This window comes from Methylobacterium sp. XJLW, from assembly GCF_003254375.1.
Lineage (GTDB): Bacteria > Pseudomonadota > Alphaproteobacteria > Rhizobiales > Beijerinckiaceae > Methylobacterium > Methylobacterium fujisawaense.
On the sequence record NZ_CP016429.1, the window covers coordinates 5,941,532 to 5,962,259 of the forward strand.

Annotated in this window: 16 protein-coding genes; 8 read left to right on the forward strand and 8 right to left on the reverse strand. The window is 71.4% G+C overall.

The features are described 5' to 3' along the window. Positions 1 to 121 precede the first annotated feature (121 nt). Both bioD and secA read right to left on the reverse strand, forming a co-directional pair. The gene (bioD, locus tag A3862_RS27380; protein ID WP_111474135.1) at positions 122 to 793 is read right to left on the reverse strand and encodes a dethiobiotin synthase; all 672 of its coding nucleotides are present in this window, start codon (positions 791 to 793) and stop codon (positions 122 to 124) included. A 7-nt stretch (positions 794 to 800) separates the two neighbouring features. Further along, on the reverse strand, positions 801 to 3,695 hold the full coding sequence (gene secA, locus A3862_RS27385) for a preprotein translocase subunit SecA (RefSeq protein ID WP_053609938.1): 2,895 nt from the start codon (positions 3,693 to 3,695) through the stop codon (positions 801 to 803). Positions 3,696 to 3,956: 261 nt separating this feature from the next. On the opposite strand from secA, the gene A3862_RS27390 reads away from it, so the two are divergent. Next, positions 3,957 to 4,871 (forward strand): peptidylprolyl isomerase, encoded by a 915-nt coding sequence (locus A3862_RS27390; RefSeq protein ID WP_111474136.1) that lies wholly within the window; start codon positions 3,957 to 3,959, stop codon positions 4,869 to 4,871. Between the two features lie 294 nt (positions 4,872 to 5,165). On the opposite strand, the gene A3862_RS31705 is transcribed toward A3862_RS27390, so the two are convergent. Both A3862_RS31705 and hemH read right to left on the reverse strand, forming a co-directional pair. Beyond that, on the reverse strand, positions 5,166 to 5,324 hold the full coding sequence (locus A3862_RS31705; RefSeq protein WP_164706403.1) for a hypothetical protein: 159 nt from the start codon (positions 5,322 to 5,324) through the stop codon (positions 5,166 to 5,168). A gap of 93 nt (positions 5,325 to 5,417) precedes the next feature. After that, the gene (gene hemH, locus A3862_RS27395) at positions 5,418 to 6,500 is read right to left on the reverse strand and encodes a ferrochelatase (RefSeq protein WP_043353172.1); all 1,083 of its coding nucleotides are present in this window, start codon (positions 6,498 to 6,500) and stop codon (positions 5,418 to 5,420) included. 284 nt (positions 6,501 to 6,784) lie between these two features. Here hemH and A3862_RS27400 point away from each other — a divergent pair, with 284 nt between their 5' ends. Further along, entirely contained in the window at positions 6,785 to 7,474 is a 690-nt protein-coding gene (locus A3862_RS27400; RefSeq protein WP_043383780.1) for a uracil-DNA glycosylase, read from the forward strand. Positions 7,475 to 7,489: 15 nt separating this feature from the next. Here the strand turns inward: A3862_RS27400 and A3862_RS27405 are convergent, their stop codons facing one another. Then, the gene (locus tag A3862_RS27405; RefSeq protein ID WP_043353176.1) at positions 7,490 to 7,915 is read right to left on the reverse strand and encodes a hypothetical protein; all 426 of its coding nucleotides are present in this window, start codon (positions 7,913 to 7,915) and stop codon (positions 7,490 to 7,492) included. A gap of 378 nt (positions 7,916 to 8,293) precedes the next feature. Here A3862_RS27405 and A3862_RS27410 point away from each other — a divergent pair, with 378 nt between their 5' ends. The 4 genes from A3862_RS27410 to A3862_RS27425 all read left to right on the forward strand — a co-directional run bounded on the left by A3862_RS27410 (position 8,294) and on the right by A3862_RS27425 (position 11,597). Further along, the gene (locus A3862_RS27410; RefSeq protein ID WP_236952860.1) at positions 8,294 to 8,659 is read left to right on the forward strand and encodes an AMP-dependent synthetase; all 366 of its coding nucleotides are present in this window, start codon (positions 8,294 to 8,296) and stop codon (positions 8,657 to 8,659) included. A gap of 176 nt (positions 8,660 to 8,835) precedes the next feature. Continuing rightward, positions 8,836 to 9,645: an enoyl-CoA hydratase gene (locus A3862_RS27415; protein WP_111474137.1), complete on the forward strand. Its 810-nt coding sequence runs from the start codon at positions 8,836 to 8,838 to the stop codon at positions 9,643 to 9,645. Positions 9,646 to 9,782: 137 nt separating this feature from the next. Further along, on the forward strand, positions 9,783 to 10,094 hold the full coding sequence (locus tag A3862_RS27420; RefSeq protein WP_043356346.1) for a hypothetical protein: 312 nt from the start codon (positions 9,783 to 9,785) through the stop codon (positions 10,092 to 10,094). Positions 10,095 to 10,160: 66 nt separating this feature from the next. Beyond that, the gene (locus tag A3862_RS27425) at positions 10,161 to 11,597 is read left to right on the forward strand and encodes a phospholipase D-like domain-containing protein (RefSeq protein WP_043755835.1); all 1,437 of its coding nucleotides are present in this window, start codon (positions 10,161 to 10,163) and stop codon (positions 11,595 to 11,597) included. On the opposite strand, the gene A3862_RS27430 is transcribed toward A3862_RS27425, so the two are convergent. Continuing rightward, entirely contained in the window at positions 11,515 to 12,300 is a 786-nt protein-coding gene (locus tag A3862_RS27430; RefSeq protein WP_236961563.1) for an endonuclease/exonuclease/phosphatase family protein, read from the reverse strand. The genes A3862_RS27425 and A3862_RS27430 overlap by 83 nt on opposite strands. A gap of 268 nt (positions 12,301 to 12,568) precedes the next feature. Here A3862_RS27430 and A3862_RS27435 point away from each other — a divergent pair, with 268 nt between their 5' ends. Next, positions 12,569 to 13,807: a metallophosphoesterase family protein gene (locus A3862_RS27435; protein ID WP_043755834.1), complete on the forward strand. Its 1,239-nt coding sequence runs from the start codon at positions 12,569 to 12,571 to the stop codon at positions 13,805 to 13,807. 22 nt (positions 13,808 to 13,829) lie between these two features. Continuing rightward, on the forward strand, positions 13,830 to 17,306 hold the full coding sequence (locus tag A3862_RS27440; RefSeq protein WP_111474138.1) for an ATP-binding protein: 3,477 nt from the start codon (positions 13,830 to 13,832) through the stop codon (positions 17,304 to 17,306). Between the two features lie 39 nt (positions 17,307 to 17,345). On the opposite strand, the gene A3862_RS27445 is transcribed toward A3862_RS27440, so the two are convergent. Continuing rightward, positions 17,346 to 18,845, reverse strand: a complete 1,500-nt coding sequence (locus A3862_RS27445) for a carboxypeptidase M32 (RefSeq protein WP_111474139.1) — start codon at positions 18,843 to 18,845, stop codon at positions 17,346 to 17,348. A gap of 44 nt (positions 18,846 to 18,889) precedes the next feature. Continuing rightward, on the reverse strand, positions 18,890 to 20,692 hold the full coding sequence (locus tag A3862_RS27450; protein WP_043351897.1) for an ATP-binding cassette domain-containing protein: 1,803 nt from the start codon (positions 20,690 to 20,692) through the stop codon (positions 18,890 to 18,892). Between the last annotated feature and the right edge of the window lie 36 nt (positions 20,693 to 20,728).

Sequence of the window (20,728 nt, forward strand, 5' to 3'; positions counted from 1 at the left end):
GATTCCCCGAGGGCCACCCGGTCTCGACGTCCGGACATCGCGTTCCGGCGCCGGGTGTGATGCCGCAACGATAAAGGTAGCGGCTGCGGCCGCGCCGTCCAGCAACGGACACCGGCCGCGATCAGATCAGGCCGGCCAGATCCTCCGGGCAGGTCTCGCCGCGGCGCAGGCAGAACACGGGGGCGCCGGCATGCCGGGCGATCGCGGCGGCGACGGTCGCGGCGGGGGCCGGTGCACCCGGGCTCTCGCTGACCGCCACGGCGCGCAACGGCACATCGTGGAGGCGCAGGGTCTCGCAGGCGGTGAGCGCGTGGCTGATCGCCCCGAGATAGCTCCCGGAGACGAGCAGCGCCGGCACGTTGAGCGCCCGGAGCCAGTCGAGGCCGGTGGCAACCGCGGTGACCGGACTCATGAGGCCGCCGACGCCCTCGATGAGCAGCGTGCCCTCCGTGCGGGCGATCTCTGCGCGGCACCAGCCGACGAGGTCGGTGAGGTTCAGGGACCGCCCCTCCAGCACGGCCGCCTGATCGGGCGAGAGCGGCGCCGAGAACCGCCAGGGCGAGCAGGACTCCACGGCCTCCGCGTCGAGGGCGATGCCTTGCGCGTCTAGGAGCCGGGCCGTGTCGCTCTCGATGAAGCCGGGATCACCGAGGGACGGGACGCCGCTCGCGAGCGGCTTCACGGTCCGGACCGCCCGGCCCTGCGCCCGCAGGCGGCGGGTCAGGGCGGCGGTGACGTAGGTCTTGCCGATCTCGGTTCCGGCCCCGGCGATGAAGAGCGCCCGCGCGGGCATCCCGGCCTCAGGCCTGGAGGCTGCCGTGGCAGTGCTTGTATTTCTTGCCCGAACCGCAGGGGCAGGGCTCGTTGCGGCCGACGCGGCCCCAGGTGCTCGCGTCGTTCGGGTCGCGCTCCAGCACGGCCCCATCCGCCGCCAGGCCTTGCGCCGCGTAGCCGTAGGCCGGCCCCCCGCCGCCGTCGCTGCCCGAGCCGAAGCCGGCATGGTCCATCTCGTTCTCGCCGGTGACCGGGTCGAGATGCTGGGCGAACATCGGCGGCAGTTCCGGAGGCGCCGTCGGGAATTCACCCTCCTGCTGTTCCTGGAACATGATCTCCACCCGCGACAGCTGGGCGGTCACCTGCTCGCGGAGGGCGGTCACGAGACCGCCGAACAGATCGAAGGCCTCGGACTTGTATTCGTTGAGCGGGTCGCGCTGGGCGAAGCCGCGCCAGCCGATCACCTGCCGGAGGTGGTCCAGCGTCACGAGGTGCTCGCGCCACAGGTGGTCCAGGGTCTGGAGCAGGACCTGCTTCTCGATATAGGCGGTGACCTCGGCGCCGTTCTTCTCGGTCCGCTCGGCATAGGCGGTCTCGGCGGCCTTCATCAGCCGCTCGCGCATCTCCTCGTCGGCGATGCCCTCTTCCTTGGCCCAGTCCTCGACCGGCACGTCGAGATTCAGGATCTCCTTCACCTGCTCGCGCAGGCCGGCGACGTCCCACTGCTCGGCATAGGCGTTTTCCGGGATGTGGCGGGCGACGAGGTCGTCGATCACGCCCTCACGCATCTCGTCCACGGTCTCGCGGACGCTCTCCTGCCCCATGAAGTCGCGGCGCTGCTCGAAGACGACCTTGCGCTGGTCGTTCATGACGTTGTCGTACTTGAGCACGTTCTTGCGCATGTCGAAGTTGCGCGCCTCGACCTTCTGCTGCGCCTTCTCGATGGCCTTGTTGATCCAGGGGTGGATGATCGCCTCGCCCTGCTCCAGGCCGAGCTTCTGCAGCATCCCGTCCATGCGGTCGGAGCCGAAGATGCGCATCAGGTCGTCCTGAAGCGACAGGTAGAACTTCGAGCGGCCGGGATCGCCCTGGCGGCCGGAGCGGCCGCGGAGCTGGTTGTCGATGCGCCGCGATTCGTGGCGCTCGGTGCCGATGATGTAGAGGCCGCCCGGCAGGTCCTTCTTGCGCCCTGCCGCGGGATCGGCCGGCTCGCCCGAGGCCAACACCTTGGCGCGGTTCTCGGCGATCTCCGCCTTGATCGCCTCGATGGCGGACGCGCGTTCCGGACCGTCCGCGAGGTGGCCCAGCTCCTTCTCGATGCGCATCTCGAGATTGCCGCCGAGTTTGATGTCGGTGCCGCGGCCCGCCATGTTGGTGGCGATGGTGATCGCGCCGGGGACACCCGCCTCGGCCACGATGTAGGCCTCCTGCTCGTGGAAGCGGGCATTCAACACGGCAAACCGCTTGGTCACCCGGCCCTCACGGGCGGCGGCGTAGACGTCGGTGAGCGCGTTCGGGTCGGAATAGTCGAGCAGGGTGTAGCCGGCCTTCTTGAGCATCTCGGCGAGGTGCTCCGACTTCTCGATCGAGCCGGTGCCGACCAGGATCGGCTGGTGGCGGGTATGCGCCTTGTCGATCTCGGCGATGATGCCTTCGTACTTCTCGGCGACGGTGCGGTAGACCTCGTCGTCTTCGTCGACGCGCTCGACCTCCTTGTTGGTCGGGATGTCGACCACGTCGAGCTTGTAGATCTCGGCGAACTCGTCGGCCTCGGTGGAGGCGGTGCCGGTCATGCCGGCGAGCTTCTTGTACAGACGGAAGTAGTTCTGGAAGGTGATCGAGGCCAGCGTCTGGTTCTCGGGCTGGATCGTGACCCGCTCCTTCGCCTCCAGCGCCTGATGCAGGCCCTCCGAGTAGCGCCGGCCCTGCATCATGCGGCCGGTGAACTCGTCGATGATCACCACCTCGTCGTTCTTGACGATGTAGTCCTTGTCGCGGGTGAACAGCGTGTGGGCGCGCAGGGCCTGGTTCACGTGGTGGACCAGCGTGACGTTGTGGGCGTCGTAGAGGTCGCCCTCCTTGAGGAGGCCCGCCTCCCGCATCGCCTCCTCGATGAACTCGTTCCCCTCCTCGGTGAGCGAGACGGTGCGCTGCTTCTCGTCGAGGTCGTAGAACTCCTTGCGCAGGCGCGGCATCAGCGCGTCCACCGCCACGTAGAGTTCCGAACGGTCGTCCACCGGGCCCGAGATGATCAGCGGCGTCCGCGCCTCGTCGATCAGGATCGAATCCACCTCGTCGACGATCGCGAAATTATGGCCCCGCTGCGCCAGCTGGGACATCTCGTACTTCATGTTGTCGCGCAGGTAGTCGAACCCGTACTCGTTGTTGGTGCCGTAGGTGATGTCGCAGGCATACGCCTCCTTGCGCTGCGCATCGTCGAGCCCGTGCACGATGGTGCCGACGCTGAGGCCCAGGAATCGGTAGACCTGCCCCATCCACTCGGCGTCGCGCGAGGCGAGGTAGTCGTTCACCGTGACGACGTGGACGCCCTTGCCCTCCAGGGCGTTCAGGTAGACCGGAAGCGTCGCCACCAGGGTCTTGCCCTCGCCGGTCTTCATCTCGGCGATGCCGCCCTCGTGGAGCACCATGCCGCCGATGAGCTGCACGTCGAAGTGGCGCTGGCCGAAGACGCGCTTGGCCGCCTCGCGCACCGTGGCGAAGGCCGGCACGAGGATGTCGTCGAGGCTCTTGCCGTTGGCGAGTTCCGCCTTCAGCATATCGGTGCGGGCGCGCAGGGCCTCGTCGGAGAGGGCCTGGATCTCCGGTTCCAGCGCATTGATCTGCGCCACGCGCGGGCGATAGCCCTTGACGCGGCGGTCGTTCGAGGAGCCGAAAATCTTCTTGGCGAAGGAGCCGAGCATCGTTGACCTGCGGACGCGCGAGCCCGCACACGGGTGAGCGTGGCGGGCCGGCCTGGACGGAGTTGGCCGGGCTTATAGAGGTAAACATCGCCCGGCGCACCTGGAAGGGGCAGCCCTCAACGCATGCCGGTACGGTCACGGTTCCGGCACCGGTGAAATGGCCGCGCTTGCCTTCTCGCCCGACGCGGCCCACCTGTGCCGCGGCCTGCCGCCCGGCCGATCCGGTGCGGCGCCAAGACGTGAGCCGAGGACTTCGCCCGTATGCCGAACACCGCCCTTCTCCGGCGCGCCAGCGCGCTCGCCGTCATGATCGCGATGCCGGGACTGGCGCTGGCCCAGGCCCCCCAGAAGGCTCCGACACCGGCGGCTAACACACCTGCCGCTGCGCCGGCCGCCGCGCCGAGCGCGGATTCGGTCGTGGCGAGCGTGAACGGCAAGCCGATCACGCAGGGCGACCTCGCCATCGCGGCGGACGATCCCGCCCTGTCGCTGCCGGGCGTCGACGAGGCGCAGAAGAAGAACCTGCTTGTCGACTACATGGTCGATCTCCGCGTCGGTGCGCAGGCCGCCGAGTCCGCCAAGATCGGCGACACGCCGGAATTCAAGCGCAAGCTCGCCTATTTCCGCGACAAGCTGCTGCTCGACGACTACCTGGAGCAGGAGGCCAAGCGCGCGGTCACGCCTGAGGCGGAGCACGCGATCTACGACCAGACCGTCAAGCTGATGAAGCCCGAGGAGGAGGTGCACGCGCGCCACATCCTCGTGGACAACGAGGCCGAGGCCAAGAAGATCGCCGCGCGCATCAAGGGCGGCGAGGATTTCGCCAAGGTCGCCGCCGAGGCCTCCAAGGATCCGGGCTCGAAGACCGAGGGCGGCGATCTCGGCTGGTTCACGAAGGAACGGATGGTCCCGGATTTCGCCAACGCCGCGTTCGCGATGAAGCCCGGACAGGTCTCTGACCCGATCAAGACCCAGTTCGGCTGGCACGTGATCAAGGTGGAGGAGAAGCGGACGAAGCCGCAGCCGACCTTCGACGAGCTGAAAGAGCAGATCGACCAGCACCTGATCCGCAAGGCGCAGCAGGACATGATCCTGAAGCTCCGCTCGGAGGCCAAGATCGAGCGCACCGACGCGCCGCCGGCCGCTCAGCCGGAGTCGGAGCCGAAGAAGCCGTAAGCCGGATGCGACAGAGGGCCGGGCCGGGTTCTGATTCGGTCCAGCCCTCTGAAGAGATGATGGGTCGGTCCGCGCGGCGCCGGGCCCGCAGCGAAACGGTCGTCCGGTTCTATGAACCGGAAACGCCGCCATATTTTCGACCGCCCGGAAGCGATCCGTGTGACGGCACGCTACCGGGCGTCGCGCTGTCCTAGAGCAGCGCTGTCGTGGGTCACGTCGCTCGGCCTGTGACGGCAATGCGGGGCCCGCCCGACGTGGGGCGAGGTTCCGGCTGGGTCACGCCCCAGTCGGGCCTCAATACGGCCGGTCAGGGACGAGGTAGCTGGATTGAGCCGGGGCCGGCTGTGGCGTGAGCCCGAGGGCCGCGAGTTCGGCGCTCCGGCGCCCCTCGGCGATCCTGTCGAGCACCGCGATCAGGAGCCACGGACACGCGATGCCGATGAAGAACGCCATGAGATCCTCCCGTGCCGAACCGATGCGCCCGTTCAGCTTAGGAAAATAATAGGGGGGCCGGGCCGCGCCGCAAGCGGCAACCCGGCGCCGATCTCAGACCCAGCCCTGAAGTTCGCGGCGTACCACGTGCTCGATCACCCGCATGCCGAGGTCGCTGTCGTTCAGGCAGGGAATGTAGGCGAAGCGCTCGCCGCCATTCTCTTCGAAGTAATGGCGGTTCTCGCCGTCGAGCTCTTCGAGGGTTTCGAGGCAGTCCGCCGTGAAGCCCGGGGCGACGATCGCCATCCGCTTCACGCCCGACTTCGCGAGGTCCATCACCGTCTCGTCGGTGTAAGGCTTCAGCCACTCCTCGTTGCCGAAGCGCGACTGGAAGGTCACGCGCATCTTGTCCGGCGACAGGCCCAGGGCCTCGCGGATCAGCCGCCCGGTCTTGTGGCACTGGCAATGGTAGGGGTCGCCCTTGAGCAGGTAGCTCCGCGGCACCCCGTGGAACGAGGTGAGGATCACCTCCGGTTCGAAATCGAGCTTCGCGAGGCCCTCGCGGATCGAATCGGCCATGGCGGCGATGTAGACCGGGTCGTCGTGATAGGGCGGCGAGACGCGCACCGTGGGCTGCCAGCGCATGTCCATCAGCGCCCGGAAGGCCTGATCGCAGGCGGTGGCCGAGGTCGCCGCCGCGTATTGCGGATAGAGCGGGACCAGAAGGATGCGGTCGCAGCCCTGGTCGAGGAGCGCTTGGATCCGCCCGGCGACCTCGGGCTTGCCGTAGCGCATCGCCCAGTCGACCACCACGGACTCGCCCATGGCGGCCTGGAGGCGCTCGCTCTGGCCGCGGGTGATGGTCTTCAGCGGCCCCTCGTTCAGGGCGTTGTTCCACACGCTGGCATAGTCGCGGCCCTTCGGCCCGGGGCGCTTCGTCAGGATGATGAGGTTGAGGAGCGGCCACCAGATCAGCCGCGGCACCTCGATCACGCGCCGGTCCGACAGGAATTCCTTGAGGTACCGGCGCATCGGCCAGTAGGACGTGCCCTCAGGCGTCCCGAGATTCATCAGGAGCACGCCCACGCGACCCCAGGCCACCTTCGGGTGATCCGCCGGCAGGGTGTCGGCCGCGGGCTTGAGCGGTGCGAGGGGCCGGCCATTCGCCAGCGCGGCGGGTTCGACGCGTTCGTTCATGGCAGCGTTCCGGCGCCGCGCGCCGAGATCCTTCTTCTGGTTTCCGATACCCGGCCGCCGGCGCGGACGCCTGAACCTGGCCGGGGGCTCAATTCCCCGTGGGGTGTGCTTCCATGTAGGGTGCGAAGCCGCCCGGCGAAGACCGGACGCCACATGCCGCACCGCGATATGCGGCACGCTCGACCCATGTCCCTAAACACGCGGGGCCTCGGGCCGCAACCGCTGCCCGGATGACGGCGCCCGGCTGCCCGCTATCTCGGCCCCGATCCGACCCGCGAGAGACCATGACCGATACGCCTGTGGCCGATGCCCTCGAAGCCTTCCGCGCCTCCGGCTCGTCCTGGCTGACGCTGCCGTTCTTCGCCGATGGTCAGGCCGACGTCGTGGCGGCCCGTGTCGACGGACGAATCGCCGCGGGGGCCCAGGTGCTGCCGGCGCCGGACCGGATCTTCCGCGCCTTGAGGGAGACGCCGCTGCAGGACGTCAAGGCGGTGATTCTCGGACAGGATCCCTACCCGACCCCGGGCGACGCCAACGGCCTCGCCTTCTCGTTCGTCGGGGCGGGGCGCCTGCCCGCGTCGTTGCGGGTGATCCTGGCGGAGGCCGGATCCGACCGCGCCGCCGGCGGCGACCTGACGCCCTGGGCACGGCAGGGCGTCTTCCTGCTCAACAGCGCCCTCACCGTCGAGGCTGGCAAGTCCGGAGCGCATCTGCGCTATGGCTGGGCCGCACTCACCGACGAGGCGGTGCGCGCGGTCTCGGATCGCCCGGAGCCGGCGGTGTTCCTGCTCTGGGGCGCGCAGGCGCGGGCCAGGGCCGCGCTGATCGACGCGGACCGCCACGGCGTGTTCGAGAGCGGTCACCCCTCCCCGCTCAACCGCGCCCGGGACTTCCCCGGTTCCGACCCGTTCGGCCGGGCCAACCGCTGGCTCGCCGCGCAGGGGCGCCGCCCGATCGACTGGCGCCTCGGCTGACGCCGTCGCCGATCTCTATTGCGGCTTGGCGGGTTCGGCCGGCTCCGCAGGCGTCTTGGTCGGGGCGCCCGGCTCCTGGCCCGCCGGCAGGAGCACGTTCTTGGCCACCGTGCCCTCTGGCCCGTACTCGCCAGCGACGGCGAGACAGGCTTGGTCGCGGTTCTGCGCCATCTGGTTCGACATCAGCGTGAACATGGTTTGCACACGGTTGCCGAACGGCCCCCGCGGCTGAACGTCGGCGATCTGAACATTCTGCTTCGCCAGGAGGGCCTCGAACTGCGCGCTGCCGATCCGGTAGCCGCAGACATTGGAGGCGGCGAAGATGTAGGAGGCGAACTCCAGGGCGCGCGGCGACGGCGCGTTGCGGATCTGCGCCTGTGCCGGCAATGCCGTCAGCGCGGCGGCGGCGAGGAGGGCGATCCGGGTCGTGGTCGGGCGCATGCGCGGTAGTTTCCTCGATCGAGCGGGGCCTCTTGCGGGCCACGTCTGGCACCGGGACATAGGCCGGTCCGGTGCGCACGCCAATGCGACGGAATTTGCCGGCAATCCGCGCATCTACTTTCACGGCCTGTTGGCCATAGGGGCAGTCCCTGACCGGCACGCCGACGAAAACGGCGTCGTTTTTCGGTGGAACGCCGGCGCGTGAGAGAGTGTTAACCTGCTCGCGTCACGCCAGAGCCTGCAATTTGTCCAGATTCAGGCGGTCCGCATCGCATGTACGGCGTCCATCCTCCTGCGGCATTCCTTCCAGTCCCGGCGCGGGACGCCGACCGGCGCGTCCGGACAGGCGATGCGGGAGGGGCCAACGCGGATCGTCGCGTGGCACCGTCCGGACCCGCCGCCGCGATCTGCCCGCACCGTTTTTCCCGCTGGGCCTGGAGCGAGGGCCTGCGCGCCGGTCAGACCGTGGCGCTCCTGGTGCAGGATCTCGGTCAGGCCGAGGCCATGCGGCTCGGCCTCGTCCGCCTCGGCCTGCGCGTGGTTTGCCTGGACTGCGCCGGCCGCGGCCAGGCCCTCGCCGATAGCCTGTCCCAGTCGGATGCCGCGCTGGTCGTCGTCGATACAAACCTTGCCGATGTCTATGCCGGGCTGATGGGTCGGCTCGCCAGCTATCCCGCCGTCTGGTGGAACGGCCCGGGCGCCGACTACGCCAGCCTCGACCTCGCCCTCGCCGAGCAGGCCTGACGGGCAGCCCACCCGGTCCGGGACCGGTGCCCGCGCACCGCGCGCCGCCGGGTTGGTTCGAGGACGGCCGACGGCGCGGCTCGCCGCGCCGGCATCGCGGAGCCGGAGCCGGCGTGCTAACCTCGCTTGACGAGATCGGCCCCGTGCCAGGGAGGCCGGCACCGGGAGACGCCGCGATGACCTCAGCCACGGCCCACGCCGCGACAGCTCCGGAGGCGCCGGTACTGCTGCGCAGCGACGCCGACGGGGTCGCGACCCTGACGCTCAACCGGCCCCAGGCGCGCAACGCCCTGTCGATGGCCCTCATGGGCGCCCTCCAGGATCAGCTCGACGCCATCCGCGCAGATCCGGCGGTCCGGGTCGTGATTCTCCAGGGGGCGGGGCCCGCCTTCTGCGCCGGGCACGATCTCAAGGAGATGCGGACCGATCCCTCCCGCGCGGCGACAGAGGCGGTGTTCCGCACCTGCGCCCGGCTGATGCTGAGCCTGACGCGCCTGCCGCAGCCGGTGATCGCCCGGGTTCACGGGATCGCCACCGCCGCCGGCTGCCAGCTCGTCGGCACCTGCGACCTCGCCGTCTGCACCGAGACGGCCCGTTTCGCCACGCCGGGGGTGCAGATCGGCCTGTTCTGCTCGACCCCGATGGTCGCTCTGTCGCGCGCCGTCTCGCGCAAGGCCGCGCTGGAGATGCTTCTGGTGGGCGAGCCGATCGACGCCGCGGAGGCCCTGCGGATCGGCCTCGTCAACCGGGTGGTCCCGGAGGCGGAACTCGACGCGGCGGTCGGCGCCCTGGCGACGCGGATCGCCGGGAAGGCCCGGCGTGTCCTGGCGATCGGCAAGGAGGCGTTCGGTCGCCAGCTCGAGATGGGTCTCGAGGACGCCTACGGCTACGCCGCCGAGGTGATGACGCGGAACATGATGATGGCCGACGCCCAGGAGGGCATCGACGCCTTCCTGGGCAAGAGGCCGCCGCGCTGGGAGCCGTGAGGCTGCGAGATCGCGCGCGGTGGCGCGATACGACGCAGGCCGGTCGGCGCCGTGCTTATAGGTAACGACGCGCCCTGCCCTAGGTGGTTCGGCACACCCGATCCTGTCGGACGCGGCGCCGCAACGCGGAACGGCTGATGAGCACCATCGACCTGTTCGGACTGACGCTGGCCTTCTACGGGGCGATGCCGCCGCCGCGACCGCCGCGGCCGGATCGCAACGGCGCGACCTGGGCCGCCGCCGTGATCTTCGGGGGCATCTGCCTCGCCACGATCGGTCCCATGATCACCATCTGGAGCTTCCACCGGCCCTACGCCGAAGCCAAGGCGCGCTGCATCGCCTCCGGCGGCCGGGTCCTGTATGGGGCGCTGGACGGCAGCGGCCCCTATCGCTGCGAGCGGCCCGCCGGGACCGCCGCCATTGCGCATCCGGCCAAGCCGGCGGATTAATCCCGCCCGCCGCACGGGCCTTGGGCCAATCCGGTGCCTCCCGACGCGAACCCGGATACCGAGACCTTGGAAAACGCGCTCTTCCGCTGGGTTCAGTCGACCGCATTGATGCGGGCGGATGTCGAGGCCTTGATCGGCGTCGCGCTGGCGATCGGCGTCACCCTGCATGCCTTGCTGCGCAAGCGCCGGGTGAGCGTGGCGGTCGGCTGGATTGGTCTCGCGTGGCTGTCGCCGATCTTCGGGACCGCCCTGTACCTGACTTTCGGCATCAACCGGGTCTCGCGCCGCGCCCGGCGGCTGCGGACCAAGCCCTCCGATGCGACGCAGCTGCCCGACACCGACGACGCCGTGGTGCCGGAGACGCTCTGGCCCCTCGACCGGGCGATCCGGCGGATTACCAGCCTGCCGGCCTTCGCGGGCAATGCGGTGGAGATGTTCCGAAACGGCGACGCGGCCTATCCGGTGATGCTGGCGGCGATCCGCGAGGCGCAGGCCAGCATCGGCCTGTCGAGCTACATCTTCCGGGACGATGCCACCGGCCGCGAATTCTGCGACGCCCTCGTCGAGGCGCAGAACCGCGGCGTGAAGGTGCGCGTCATCATCGACGGGATCGGCGGCGGCTACTTCCGGACGCCCGTCTACCGCCGGCTGACGGCGGCCGGGGTGCCGGTGGCCCTGTTCATGCACTCGGCCCTTCCCTGGCGGATGCCGTTCCTCAACCTGCGCTCCCACAAGAAGCTGCTGATCCTCGACGGGCGCATCGCCTTCACGGGCGGTCTCAACATCTCGCACGCGAATCGCGTCGCGCTGAAGCCCGAGCATCCGATCCGGGACACGCATTTCCGTATGACCGGGCCCGTGGTCGAGCAACTCGCCGCCGCCTTCGCGGCGGATTGGGCCTTCGTGGACGGCGAGATCCTCGACGGCGAACCGTGGTTCGTCGATCTCGAGCCGTGCGGGCCCAGCGTCGCCCGGGCCGTCACCTCCGGCCCGGATGCGGACGTCGAGAAGATCGAGCAGGTCATCCTTCAGACGCTCGCCTGCGCGCGCCGGAAGGTCCGGTTCGTAACGCCTTACTTCCTGCCCGACGAACTGGTGACCGGCGCTCTGGCCCAGGCCGCGATGCGGGGCATCACCGTCGACGTGATCATCCCGCGGGTCAGCGACCATCCGTTCATCGACTGGGCGACCCGGGCGCATCTCGAGCCGCTGCTGCGGGCCGGGGTGCAGGTGTGGCTCGACGAGCCGCCCTTCGACCATTCCAAGGCGATGGTGGTTGACGACATCTGGTGCTTCGTCGGCAGCGCCAACTGGGACATGCGCAGCTTCCGGCTCAACTTCGAGCTGAACGTCGAGATCATCGACGCGGATTGCGCGGCCGCGCTCGACCGGTTCATGCGCGGCAAAATGGAGACGCAGCTCAGGCGGGAGGATCTCGCCGCGCGCGGCCTGCCGGTCCGTTTGCGCGACGCAGGCGTGCGACTGCTGCTGCCATACCTTTGAAGCGTCCCGGGGCATGCGCCTCGGGAGCCGGGCCGAGATGGACGATGATCGGCCGGTGATCGGAGGGCCCCCGCGGCAGCACCGCATGGGCGTGGCAGACGAGGCCGCGGGCGAGGCAGCGGTCGAGCCGCAGGGGCAGCACCTCGACCATCGCGTGCGTCGACTGACGCGGTCCGACATCGCGAAAACCCGGGATCATCGCGGGGCCGACGATGTTGTAATCGCCGAGAACCGCGGCCCGGGGCGGCAGCTCGCTGACGATGCGGCGCAGCTGGCGGCGGTTGAGCATCTGCCCATGCGACAGGTGGACGTTGGCCACGCCGAACTCGCCGAGGTCCAGGATCTGGCAGACCCGGTGCACCAGCGCCCCCGAGGGCAGCGCGATGACCCGGGGCGGCGCCGGCCAGGGCCTGGGGCTCCACATGGCCAGCCCGTGGATCCGGCCCGGCAGGGGTGCCCAGGCGTAGTGGCCGCCGATCCGGTCCAGCAGGAAGCCGATGGCCCGGGTCGCCTCCTGCATCAGCAGCAGGTCGGGCTTCTCCTGGACGACGAGGGCGGCCACGTCGTCAACCGCCGCGCCGGTGCGCCGCAGCAGGTTCCAGCTCACGATCTTGAAGGGCTGATGCGGCCGATCGGCAGGGTAAATCGGCAGGGCGTGCGACGATGCGGCGGTGAGGCGGGCCGGGCGTGCAGCAGGATTCATCGGGCCGGTCTCAACCTCATCGCGCGGCTCTCCCGTCACCGCCACGCTCTAACGCGCCCGGGGCCGGGACGTTCGACCGGATTCGCACCGACGCCGCGGAAGGGCCCGATCGACGAGCAACAGAGGCCGTCCCCGGCGACGTGCCCCACAGCTCGTCGCATGCCGCCGCTTGAGACGACCCCTGTCGGCGGCCTAAGAGCCCGCATTGTGATGCCGACGGCTGCGCGCGATCGCGCCCCGGCTCGCCACCGATCCCTCCCGGAGACCGATGACTGCGTTCAGCTTCATCCACGCGGCGGATCTGCATCTCGGCAGCCCGCTCTCGGGCCTCGCCACGCGTGACGCGGATCTCGCCCGGCGCCTCGCCTCGGCCGGGCGGCAGGCCTTCGAGGACCTGGTGAGCCAAGCGATCGAGCGGTCGGTCGCCTTCGTGGTGGTGGCCGGCGACGTCTACGACGGCGACTGGGCCGACACCACGATCGGCCTGTTCTTCGCCCGGCAGGTGGCGCGCCTCGACCGTGCCGGCATCCCGACGATCCTCGTGCGCGGCAACCACGACGCCGAGAGCGTCATCACGCGCTCGATCACGCTGCCGGACTCCGTGCATGTCTTCCCGGCGGCCCGCGCCGGCACCCTGCGCCTCGACGCGCTGCGGGTCGCGATCCACGGCCGCAGCTTCCAGGGTCGGGCCGTCGAAGAGAACCTGTCGCTCACCTACCCGGCGGCCGTGCCGGGCTGGTTCAATCTCGGGGTCCTGCACACCTCCTGCACCGGCCACGCCGCCCACGAAACCTATGCCCCCTGCTCGGTCGCCGACCTCGCGGCCCGGGGCTACGAGTACTGGGCGCTCGGCCACATCCACGAATACGCGGAGCTGTCCCGGGATCCCTGGATCGTGTTCCCCGGCAATCTCCAGGGCCGGAGCGTGCGCGAGTGCGGCGAGAAGGGGGCGGTCGTGGTGGACGTCGCCGACGGGCGGGTGACGGGCGTCAGCCGCCTGCCCCTCGACCGAGCCCGGTTCGAGCGGATCGCGGTCGACCTCGCGGCGGCGGCCGACCCGCGCGGCGCCGTGGAGGCCGTCGAGGCGGCCCTGAGGCCGCTCGCCGCCGTCGCGGCCCGCCGGCTGCTCCTGGTCCGCGTCCACCTCGTCGGCACCACCCGCGCCCACGACGCCCTGGCGGCCGACCGGGAGACCCTGACGGCCGAGATCCAGGCGGCCGCGCACCGGCTGCACGAAGAGATCTGGCTGGAGCGCCTGAAGATCGAGACGTGCCGCCCGCGCGCCGCGGTGGAGCCCTCCGGTGCCGCCATCGACCCCGCCGCGCTGCTGGCCGAGCTCGACCGCGACCCCGATTTCCGCACAAGGGCCAAGGCGGCCCTGGCCGAGATCGGTGGCCGGATCCCGGTGACCGCCGCAGCGGAAGCCGACTTCGACGCGGAATTCGACGCCCTCTGTGCCGAGGCGGAGGCGCTGGTCCTCGGGCGCCTCGGCGGCCGGCACTGCTGAGGCGATCGCCCATGGAGGCCCGATGCGCCTGATCCGCCTCGCCCTGGAGCGCTACGGCGCCTTCACGGACCGCACGGTCGAATTCCGGCCGGATGCGCGCCTTCACGTGGTGCTGGGCGCCAATGAGGCCGGCAAGAGCACCGCGCTGGCGGCGGTCACCGACCTGCTGTTCGGCTTCGGGAAATCCACCCCCTACGCCTTCCTGCACGACATGCCGCAGCTGCGCCTCGGCGCGGAGATCGCCGCCGCCGACGGCCGCCGTCTGTCCTTCCGGCGCCGGAAGGGCAACAGCCGGACCCTCATCGACGCCGCCGAGGCGCCGCTCCCCGACGACGCGCTGGCGCCGTTCCTCGGCGGACTGTCCCGGCCGGTCTTCTGCCGGGCCTTCGGCCTCGACGCGGCGAGCCTCCGGGCCGGCGGGCGCGAGATGGTCGACGTGGAGGGCGAGGTTGGCGCGAGCCTGTTCGCGGCGGGTTCGGGCCTGCGCGGACTCACGGAGCTGCAGACGACACTCGATGCGGAGGCCGACGCCATCTTCGCCCCGCGCCAAGCCAAGCACCGGACCTTCTACCAAGCCTTGGAGCGTCACGAGACGGCACGGCGGGCGATCCGCGAGCGGGGCCTGCGCGCCGGCGACTGGCGGGCGCTCAACGACGAGATCGCCGCGGCGGCCGCGCAGCTTGAGGCGTTGCGGGCTGAGCAGAAGGCCATCGCGGTGGCGCGCGCCCGGCTGGAGCGGCTCAAGCGCGTCCGGCCGATCATCGCCGAGATCGACGCGCTGGAGGAGCGCATCGCCGCCGAGACCGACCTCGCCGATGCGGATCCCGCCTGGATCGCCCGTTTCGGGGCCGCCCTTGACGCGTGCCGCGCCGCGGAAGCCGAGGCGGTGCGGGCCGAAGCCGCGCGTGACCGGGCCCGGAGCGAGGCCGAGGCGGTACCGGTCGAGCCGGCGCTGACCCACCGGGCCGACGAGATCCTGGCGGCGTTCAGCGGCACCAAGGAGTTCGAGAAGGGCGGCACCGACCTGCCCCGGATCGAGGGCGACGCCTACAAGGTCGGGCTGGAGCTTGAGCGGCTGCGCGGCCGGATCGGCGCCCCCGATCTCGCCGCGCTCGAGGCTGGGCAGCCTCCGGACGCCGCGCGCGCACGAATCGAGCGCCTGATCCGGGAGGGCCGGACCTTCGCGGCCGCGGAGGATCAGCTCGGCCGTGACCTCGCCGCCGCCCGCGCCGAGCGGGAGCGCCTCGCCCGGGAGATGGAGGCGGCGGATGCGGCCCGGGATCCGATCCCCCTGCGGGAAGCGTTGAAGCCTCTCGCCCGCCTGCACGAATGGATCGCCGCCCGCGAGACCCTCGACGCCGCCATTTGCCGAGAGGCGGCGCTGCTGCACAACCAGGCGGGGCGGCTGTCGCCTCCGGTGGCCGACCTCGCCGTCCTCGTCCGGACGCCTCTGCCCGCTCCCGATACGGTGGCGCGTTACCGTCAGCGTCTGGAGACCAAGACCCGCGAGCACGAGCGGGCCGCCGACCGTCGCGACACCGCCCGCCGGCAGGTCGCCGCCACCCAGGCGCGGCTGCGTGAGCGCGAGGCCGGCCGGCCCGTCGCCACCCGGGAGCGGCTCGACGCGCTGCGGGCGACCCGCGATGCCGCCTTCGCGTTTCTCCGCGATGCCCTGGCGGAAGGGCGCCCGGCCGGGATCGCCGAGATCGCAGCCTTCGAGCGCGCGCTCCTGTCGGCCGACCGCGTCGCCGACGAGCGGGCCTCCGATGCGGCCCGGGTCGCGGCCCACGCCGCCGACCTGGAGCGCCTCGCCACCGAGGAGGCGGAGGCCACGCAGGCCGATGAGGTCCTCGCCGCCCTCGCCGCCGAGCTCGCCGCGGGCGAGGCGGCCTGGCAGGAGGCCTGGCGGCCCGCCGCCCTCGTGCCCGGCCCGCCGGCCGAGATGGCGGCGTGGCTCGCCGAGGTGGAGAGCCTGATCGAAGCGGAGCAGCGGCTCGCCGCGCAGCGGATCGAGGCGGATCGCCTCCGGGTGCGGATCGAGGCCGCCCGGGCGCCGCTGACCGATCTGCGCCACCGCGCCGGGCTCGACGCCGCACCGGACCTCGAGATCGCTGCCGCGCTGGACGGTCTGGAAGCGCGGGTCGCCACCCTGGCAAGCCGCTGGGAAGCCAATCTTCAGACTGCCGGTCTGGTGCGCGCCACCGGACTTTCGGTTGAGCGGCTGGAGCGGGCCCTCGCCGAGACCGCCTCCCGTCGCGCCGCGTGGCAGGCCGATTGGGCGGCGGCATTGCTGCCCCTCGGGCTCGACGGTGCGGCTGGGCCCGAAGAGGCCGAGGGCGCGCTGGAGGCATGGCGAAGCGTGCCGGACCGGTTGGCGGAGCGGGCCGCCCTGCAGCGCCGGTCCACCGGCATCCGGCGGGACATGGAGGCGTTCCGGGTCACGGTGGCCACCCTGGTCGAGGCCCTGGCGCCCGATCTCGCGCAGGCGCCGCCCGCCGGTGCGATCCGGACCCTCCACAGCCGCCTCGTCGCCGCGCAAGCCCGGGAAGCGCGGCGTGCCGAGCTCGACCGCCGCCGCGAGGAGGCCGAGTTGGCGCATCGCGATGCCGCGGAATCGCACGAGGCGGCCCGGGCGACCCTCGTCCGGCTGGTGGCCGAGGCGATGCCGGACCTCGCTGCGGCCCCGACTGCGGAGATCGATCGTCTGTTCGGCCGCTTGAGTGCCCGGGAGCTGCTGCGCGCCGAGCGTCTGCGGCTCCGCGGCAGCCTCGCGGGCGCAGCCGACGGGCTTCCCGAGGCCGAGCTGCGCGCCGGTCTCGAGACCCTGCCCCCAGAGGCCATCGAGGCCGAACTGGCACGTCTGGCGCTCGAGGCCGAGGAGCAGGCCGAACGCGGGCAGGTGATCTTCGCCGACCGCGACCGCGCCGAGCGGCGCCGGGCGGAACTGGAGGGCGGCACCGGCGCCGAACTGGCCCTCGCCGAGCGCAAGGCGGCGGAGGCGGATCTCCAGGCGGCGGCGCGCTCCTGGGCCGTGCTGCGGCTCGCCGGTCTGATGCTGGGGCAGGCGGTGGCCCGCCATCGCGCGGGGCAGCAGGATCCCCTCGTCGCCCGGGCGGGCGCGCTGTTCCGCGCCCTCACCGGCGGCGCGTTCTCCGGCCTTGCCCAGATCTACGACGAGGCCGACACCCCGAAGCTCGCGGGGCAGCGCGCCGGGGGCGGCACGGTGGCGATCGAGGGCATGAGCGAGGGCACCCGCGACCAGCTCTACCTCGCCCTGCGGCTGGCCTACCTGGAAGACTACGCCGAACGCGCCGAGCCGGCGCCCTTCATCGGCGACGACCTGTTCTCGACCTTCGACGAGACCCGGACCGGCTACGGTCTGGACGCCCTGGCGGCGATCGGGGAACGGGTCCAGCCGATCCTGTTCACGCACCACCGCCACGTGGCGGACATCGCCCGTGACAGGCTCGGCGAAGCGGTGGACGTGGTGGCGCTGTAGAAGGGGCTGGAAGCGCCCCGTCCCGGCGCGCGGCCCTCCTCAGGCGCCCGAGCCCCCGAGATAGCGTGCCTCAAGATGCGCCCGGAACGCTTCCGTGCCGAGTGGCGTCCCGGTGGCGCGGGTGAGCAGCGCGTCGGTGTCCAGCAGGCTTCCGACCGCATGGACGTTCGTCCGGAGCCAGTCCCGCAAGGGGCCGAAATCGCCCTGCGCGAGGCGGTCCGGTAAGGCCGGCTCGGCCGACCGGGCGGCGCGGAACAGCTGCGCGGCGGCCAAGGCGCCGAGGGTGTAGGTCGGGAAATAGCCGAAGGCGCCACTCGGCCAGTGGATATCCTGGAGGCAACCGACCCGGTCGTCCGGTACGGTGAGGCCGAGGAGATCGCGCAGGCCGTCGTTGAACGCCCCCGGCAGATCGCGCACCGCGAGGTCGCCCGCGATCATCGCCGTCTCCAGACGGTAGCGCAGGAGGATATGGGCCGGGTAGGTCGCCTCGTCGGCATCCACCCGGATGAAGCCCGGCGCCACCCGGATGTTGAGCGCGTGCAGGTTCTCCGGCGACCATTCCGGTCCGGAACGCCCGAAGGCCGACTGCAGGAGCGGCGCCAGGAAGGTGAAGAAGTCCCGGCTCCGGCAGGCCTGCATCTCGACGATGAGCGATTGGCTCTCGTGCAGGCTCATCCCCCGCGCCGCGCCGACCGGCTGGTTCCGCCACGCGGCCGGCCGGCCCTGCTCGTAGAGGGCGTGTCCGGTCTCGTGGAGAACGCCCATCAGGGCCCGCCCGAAATCGGCCGCGTCGTAGCGGGTGGTGATCCGGACGTCGTCGGTGGCGCCGCCGCAGAACGGATGCAGACTGATGTCGAGCCGGCCGCGGGTGAAGTCGAATCCCACCGCCTCCATCAGCCTGAGGCCGAGATCGCGCTGCACCGCCACGTCGAACGGGCCGGCGAGCGGGAGCGGCGCCGGACGGGACGCCTGGATCTCGCGCGCGCGGGCGATCAGGTCCGGCAGCCAGCCGGTTAGATCCGCGAAGAGCGGATCGATCGTCGCCCGGCGCATGCCGGGATCGTAGCCGTCGAGGAGCGCATCGTAGGGGTCGAGCCCGAGGGCCGCGCCCTTCGCCTGGCCGATCTCCCGCTGGAGCCGCAGCACCTCGGCGAGGTGGGGCTCGAGGCGGGCGAAGTCGGCGTCGCGCCGCGCCTCGCGCCACACCATCTCCGAGCGGGACACGGCGCGGGAGCTGGCCTCGACGAGATCGCGGGGGACGGCCGTGGCATGGGCCTGGGCGCGGCGCATCTCCCGCAGGTTGGCGGCGGCCCAGGGTTCGAGGTCCCCGCCCTGCTCGGCGGCCGCCAGTTCCTCGGCGGCCTCGGGAGCGGTGAGCATCCCGTGGGCGAGCCCGCGCAGAATCGCGAGCTGGTCCCCGCGGGCCTCGGCGGCGCCGTCCGGCATCAGGGTCTGCGCGTCCCAGCCGAGGATCCCGGCCGCGCCCTCGAGAGCCGCGAGCCGGGCGAAGCGCTGTTCGAGAATCTGGTAGGCGGTCATGCGGTCTCCGGTCCGGTACGTCTCGCGGCCTGATGCTGCGGCGGTCACCCCGCCTGAAGCATCTCCAGCTCCAGCCAGCGATCCTCCGCCTGCGACAGCTCGGTCTCGGCCTGCGCCAGCATGGTCGAAGCCTTGTCGAACCGGGCCGGATCGCGGGCGTAGAGTTCGGGGTCGGCCAGGATCGTCTTGAGCTGGGCGATCGCCGCCTCCAGCTTCTCGATGCGGGCCGGCAGCGTCTTCAACTCGTGCTGGTCCTTGAAGCCGAGCTTGGGCTTGCCCGCGGGCTGGGCCGCCGGTGCGGCGTTGCGCTCGCGCGGCTCCTTCGCCTTCGGCGCGACGGTCCGCGCCTCGACGCCCTGGCCCCGCTGGACCAGCATGTCGCTGTAGCCGCCGGCATACTCGACCCAGCGGCCGGCGCCCTCGGACACCAGCACGCTGCCCGCCACGCGGTCGAGGAAGTCGCGGTCGTGGCTCACCAGGATCAGCGTCCCCTGGTAGTCGCCCAGCATCTCCTGGAGCAGGTCGAGGGTCTCGAGGTCGAGGTCGTTCGTGGGCTCATCGAGGACGAGAAGATTCGCCGGCTGGGCCAGGGCCCGGGCGATCAGCAAGCGGTTGCGCTCGCCGCCGGACAGGACTGAGACGGGCGTGCGGGCCTGCTCGGGGGTGAACAGGAAGTCCTTCAGGTAGCCGATCACGTGGCGGCTCTGGCCGTTCACCACGACGCTGTCGCCGCGGCCGCCGGTGAGCACGTCGGTGACGGTCATCCCGGGCTCCAGCACGGCGCGGGCCTGATCGAGCACCACCGGCAGCAGGTTGGTGCCGAGGACGACCTGCCCGGAATCGGGCGCGAGCCGGCCCATGAGCAGGTTGATCAGAGTACTCTTGCCGGCGCCGTTCGCCCCGACGATGCCGAGCCGGTCCCCCCGCATCACCCGAAGGGACAGCCCGTCGACGATCTTGCGCTCCCCGTAGCTCTTGGCGATGTCGCGGGCCTCGACCACGAGGCTCCCCGAGGATTCCGCGTCGGAAGCCTGCATGCTGACGCTGCCCACCGGGCGGCGCACCTCGCGCCGGTTCTGGCGCAGCTCGTGCAGGTTGCCGAGGCGGCGGACGTTGCGCTTGCGCCGGGCGGTGACCCCGTAGCGCAGCCAGTGCTCCTCGGCGGCGATCTTGCGGTCGAGCTTGTGCTGGTCCCGCTCCTCCTCCTCGAAGAAGGCGTCGCGCCACGCCTCGAAGCTGGAGAAGCCCTGGTCGATCCGGCGCGTCTCGCCCCGGTCGAGCCAGATCGTGGCCCGCGACAGGGCCGAGAGGAAGCGCCGGTCGTGGCTGATCAGCACGAGGGCCGCGCGGGTGCCCTTCAGCTCGGCCTCGAGCCACTCGATCGCCGGCAGGTCGAGGTGGTTGGTGGGCTCGTCGAGAAGCAGCACGTCGGGCTCGGGGGCGAGCGCCTGCGCCAATGCGGTGCGCCGCCCCTCGCCGCCGGAGAGCTTGGTTGGATCCTCGGCACCCGTGAGGCCGAGGCTCTCCAGCAGGTAACGGGCGCGGTGGGTCGATTCGCCAGGCGGCAGCCCGGCCTCGACGAAATCGAGGGTGGTGTCGAAGCCCGTGAAGTCGGGTTCCTGGGCGAGGTAGCGGATCGTCGTGCCGGGTTGGACGAAACGGCGCCCCTTGTCGGGATCGACGAGTCCCGCGGCGATCTTCATGAGCGTCGACTTGCCCGACCCGTTCCGACCGACGAGGCAGGTGCGCTCACCCGGCGCGATGGCGATGTCGGCACGGGTGATCAGGGGCGTGCCGCCGAAAGTCAGGGCGACGTCCTGGAGGGTGAGGAGCGGGGGAGCGGCCATGGGCCGGCTTATGGCAGTGTGGGGCGGCCTGTTCAA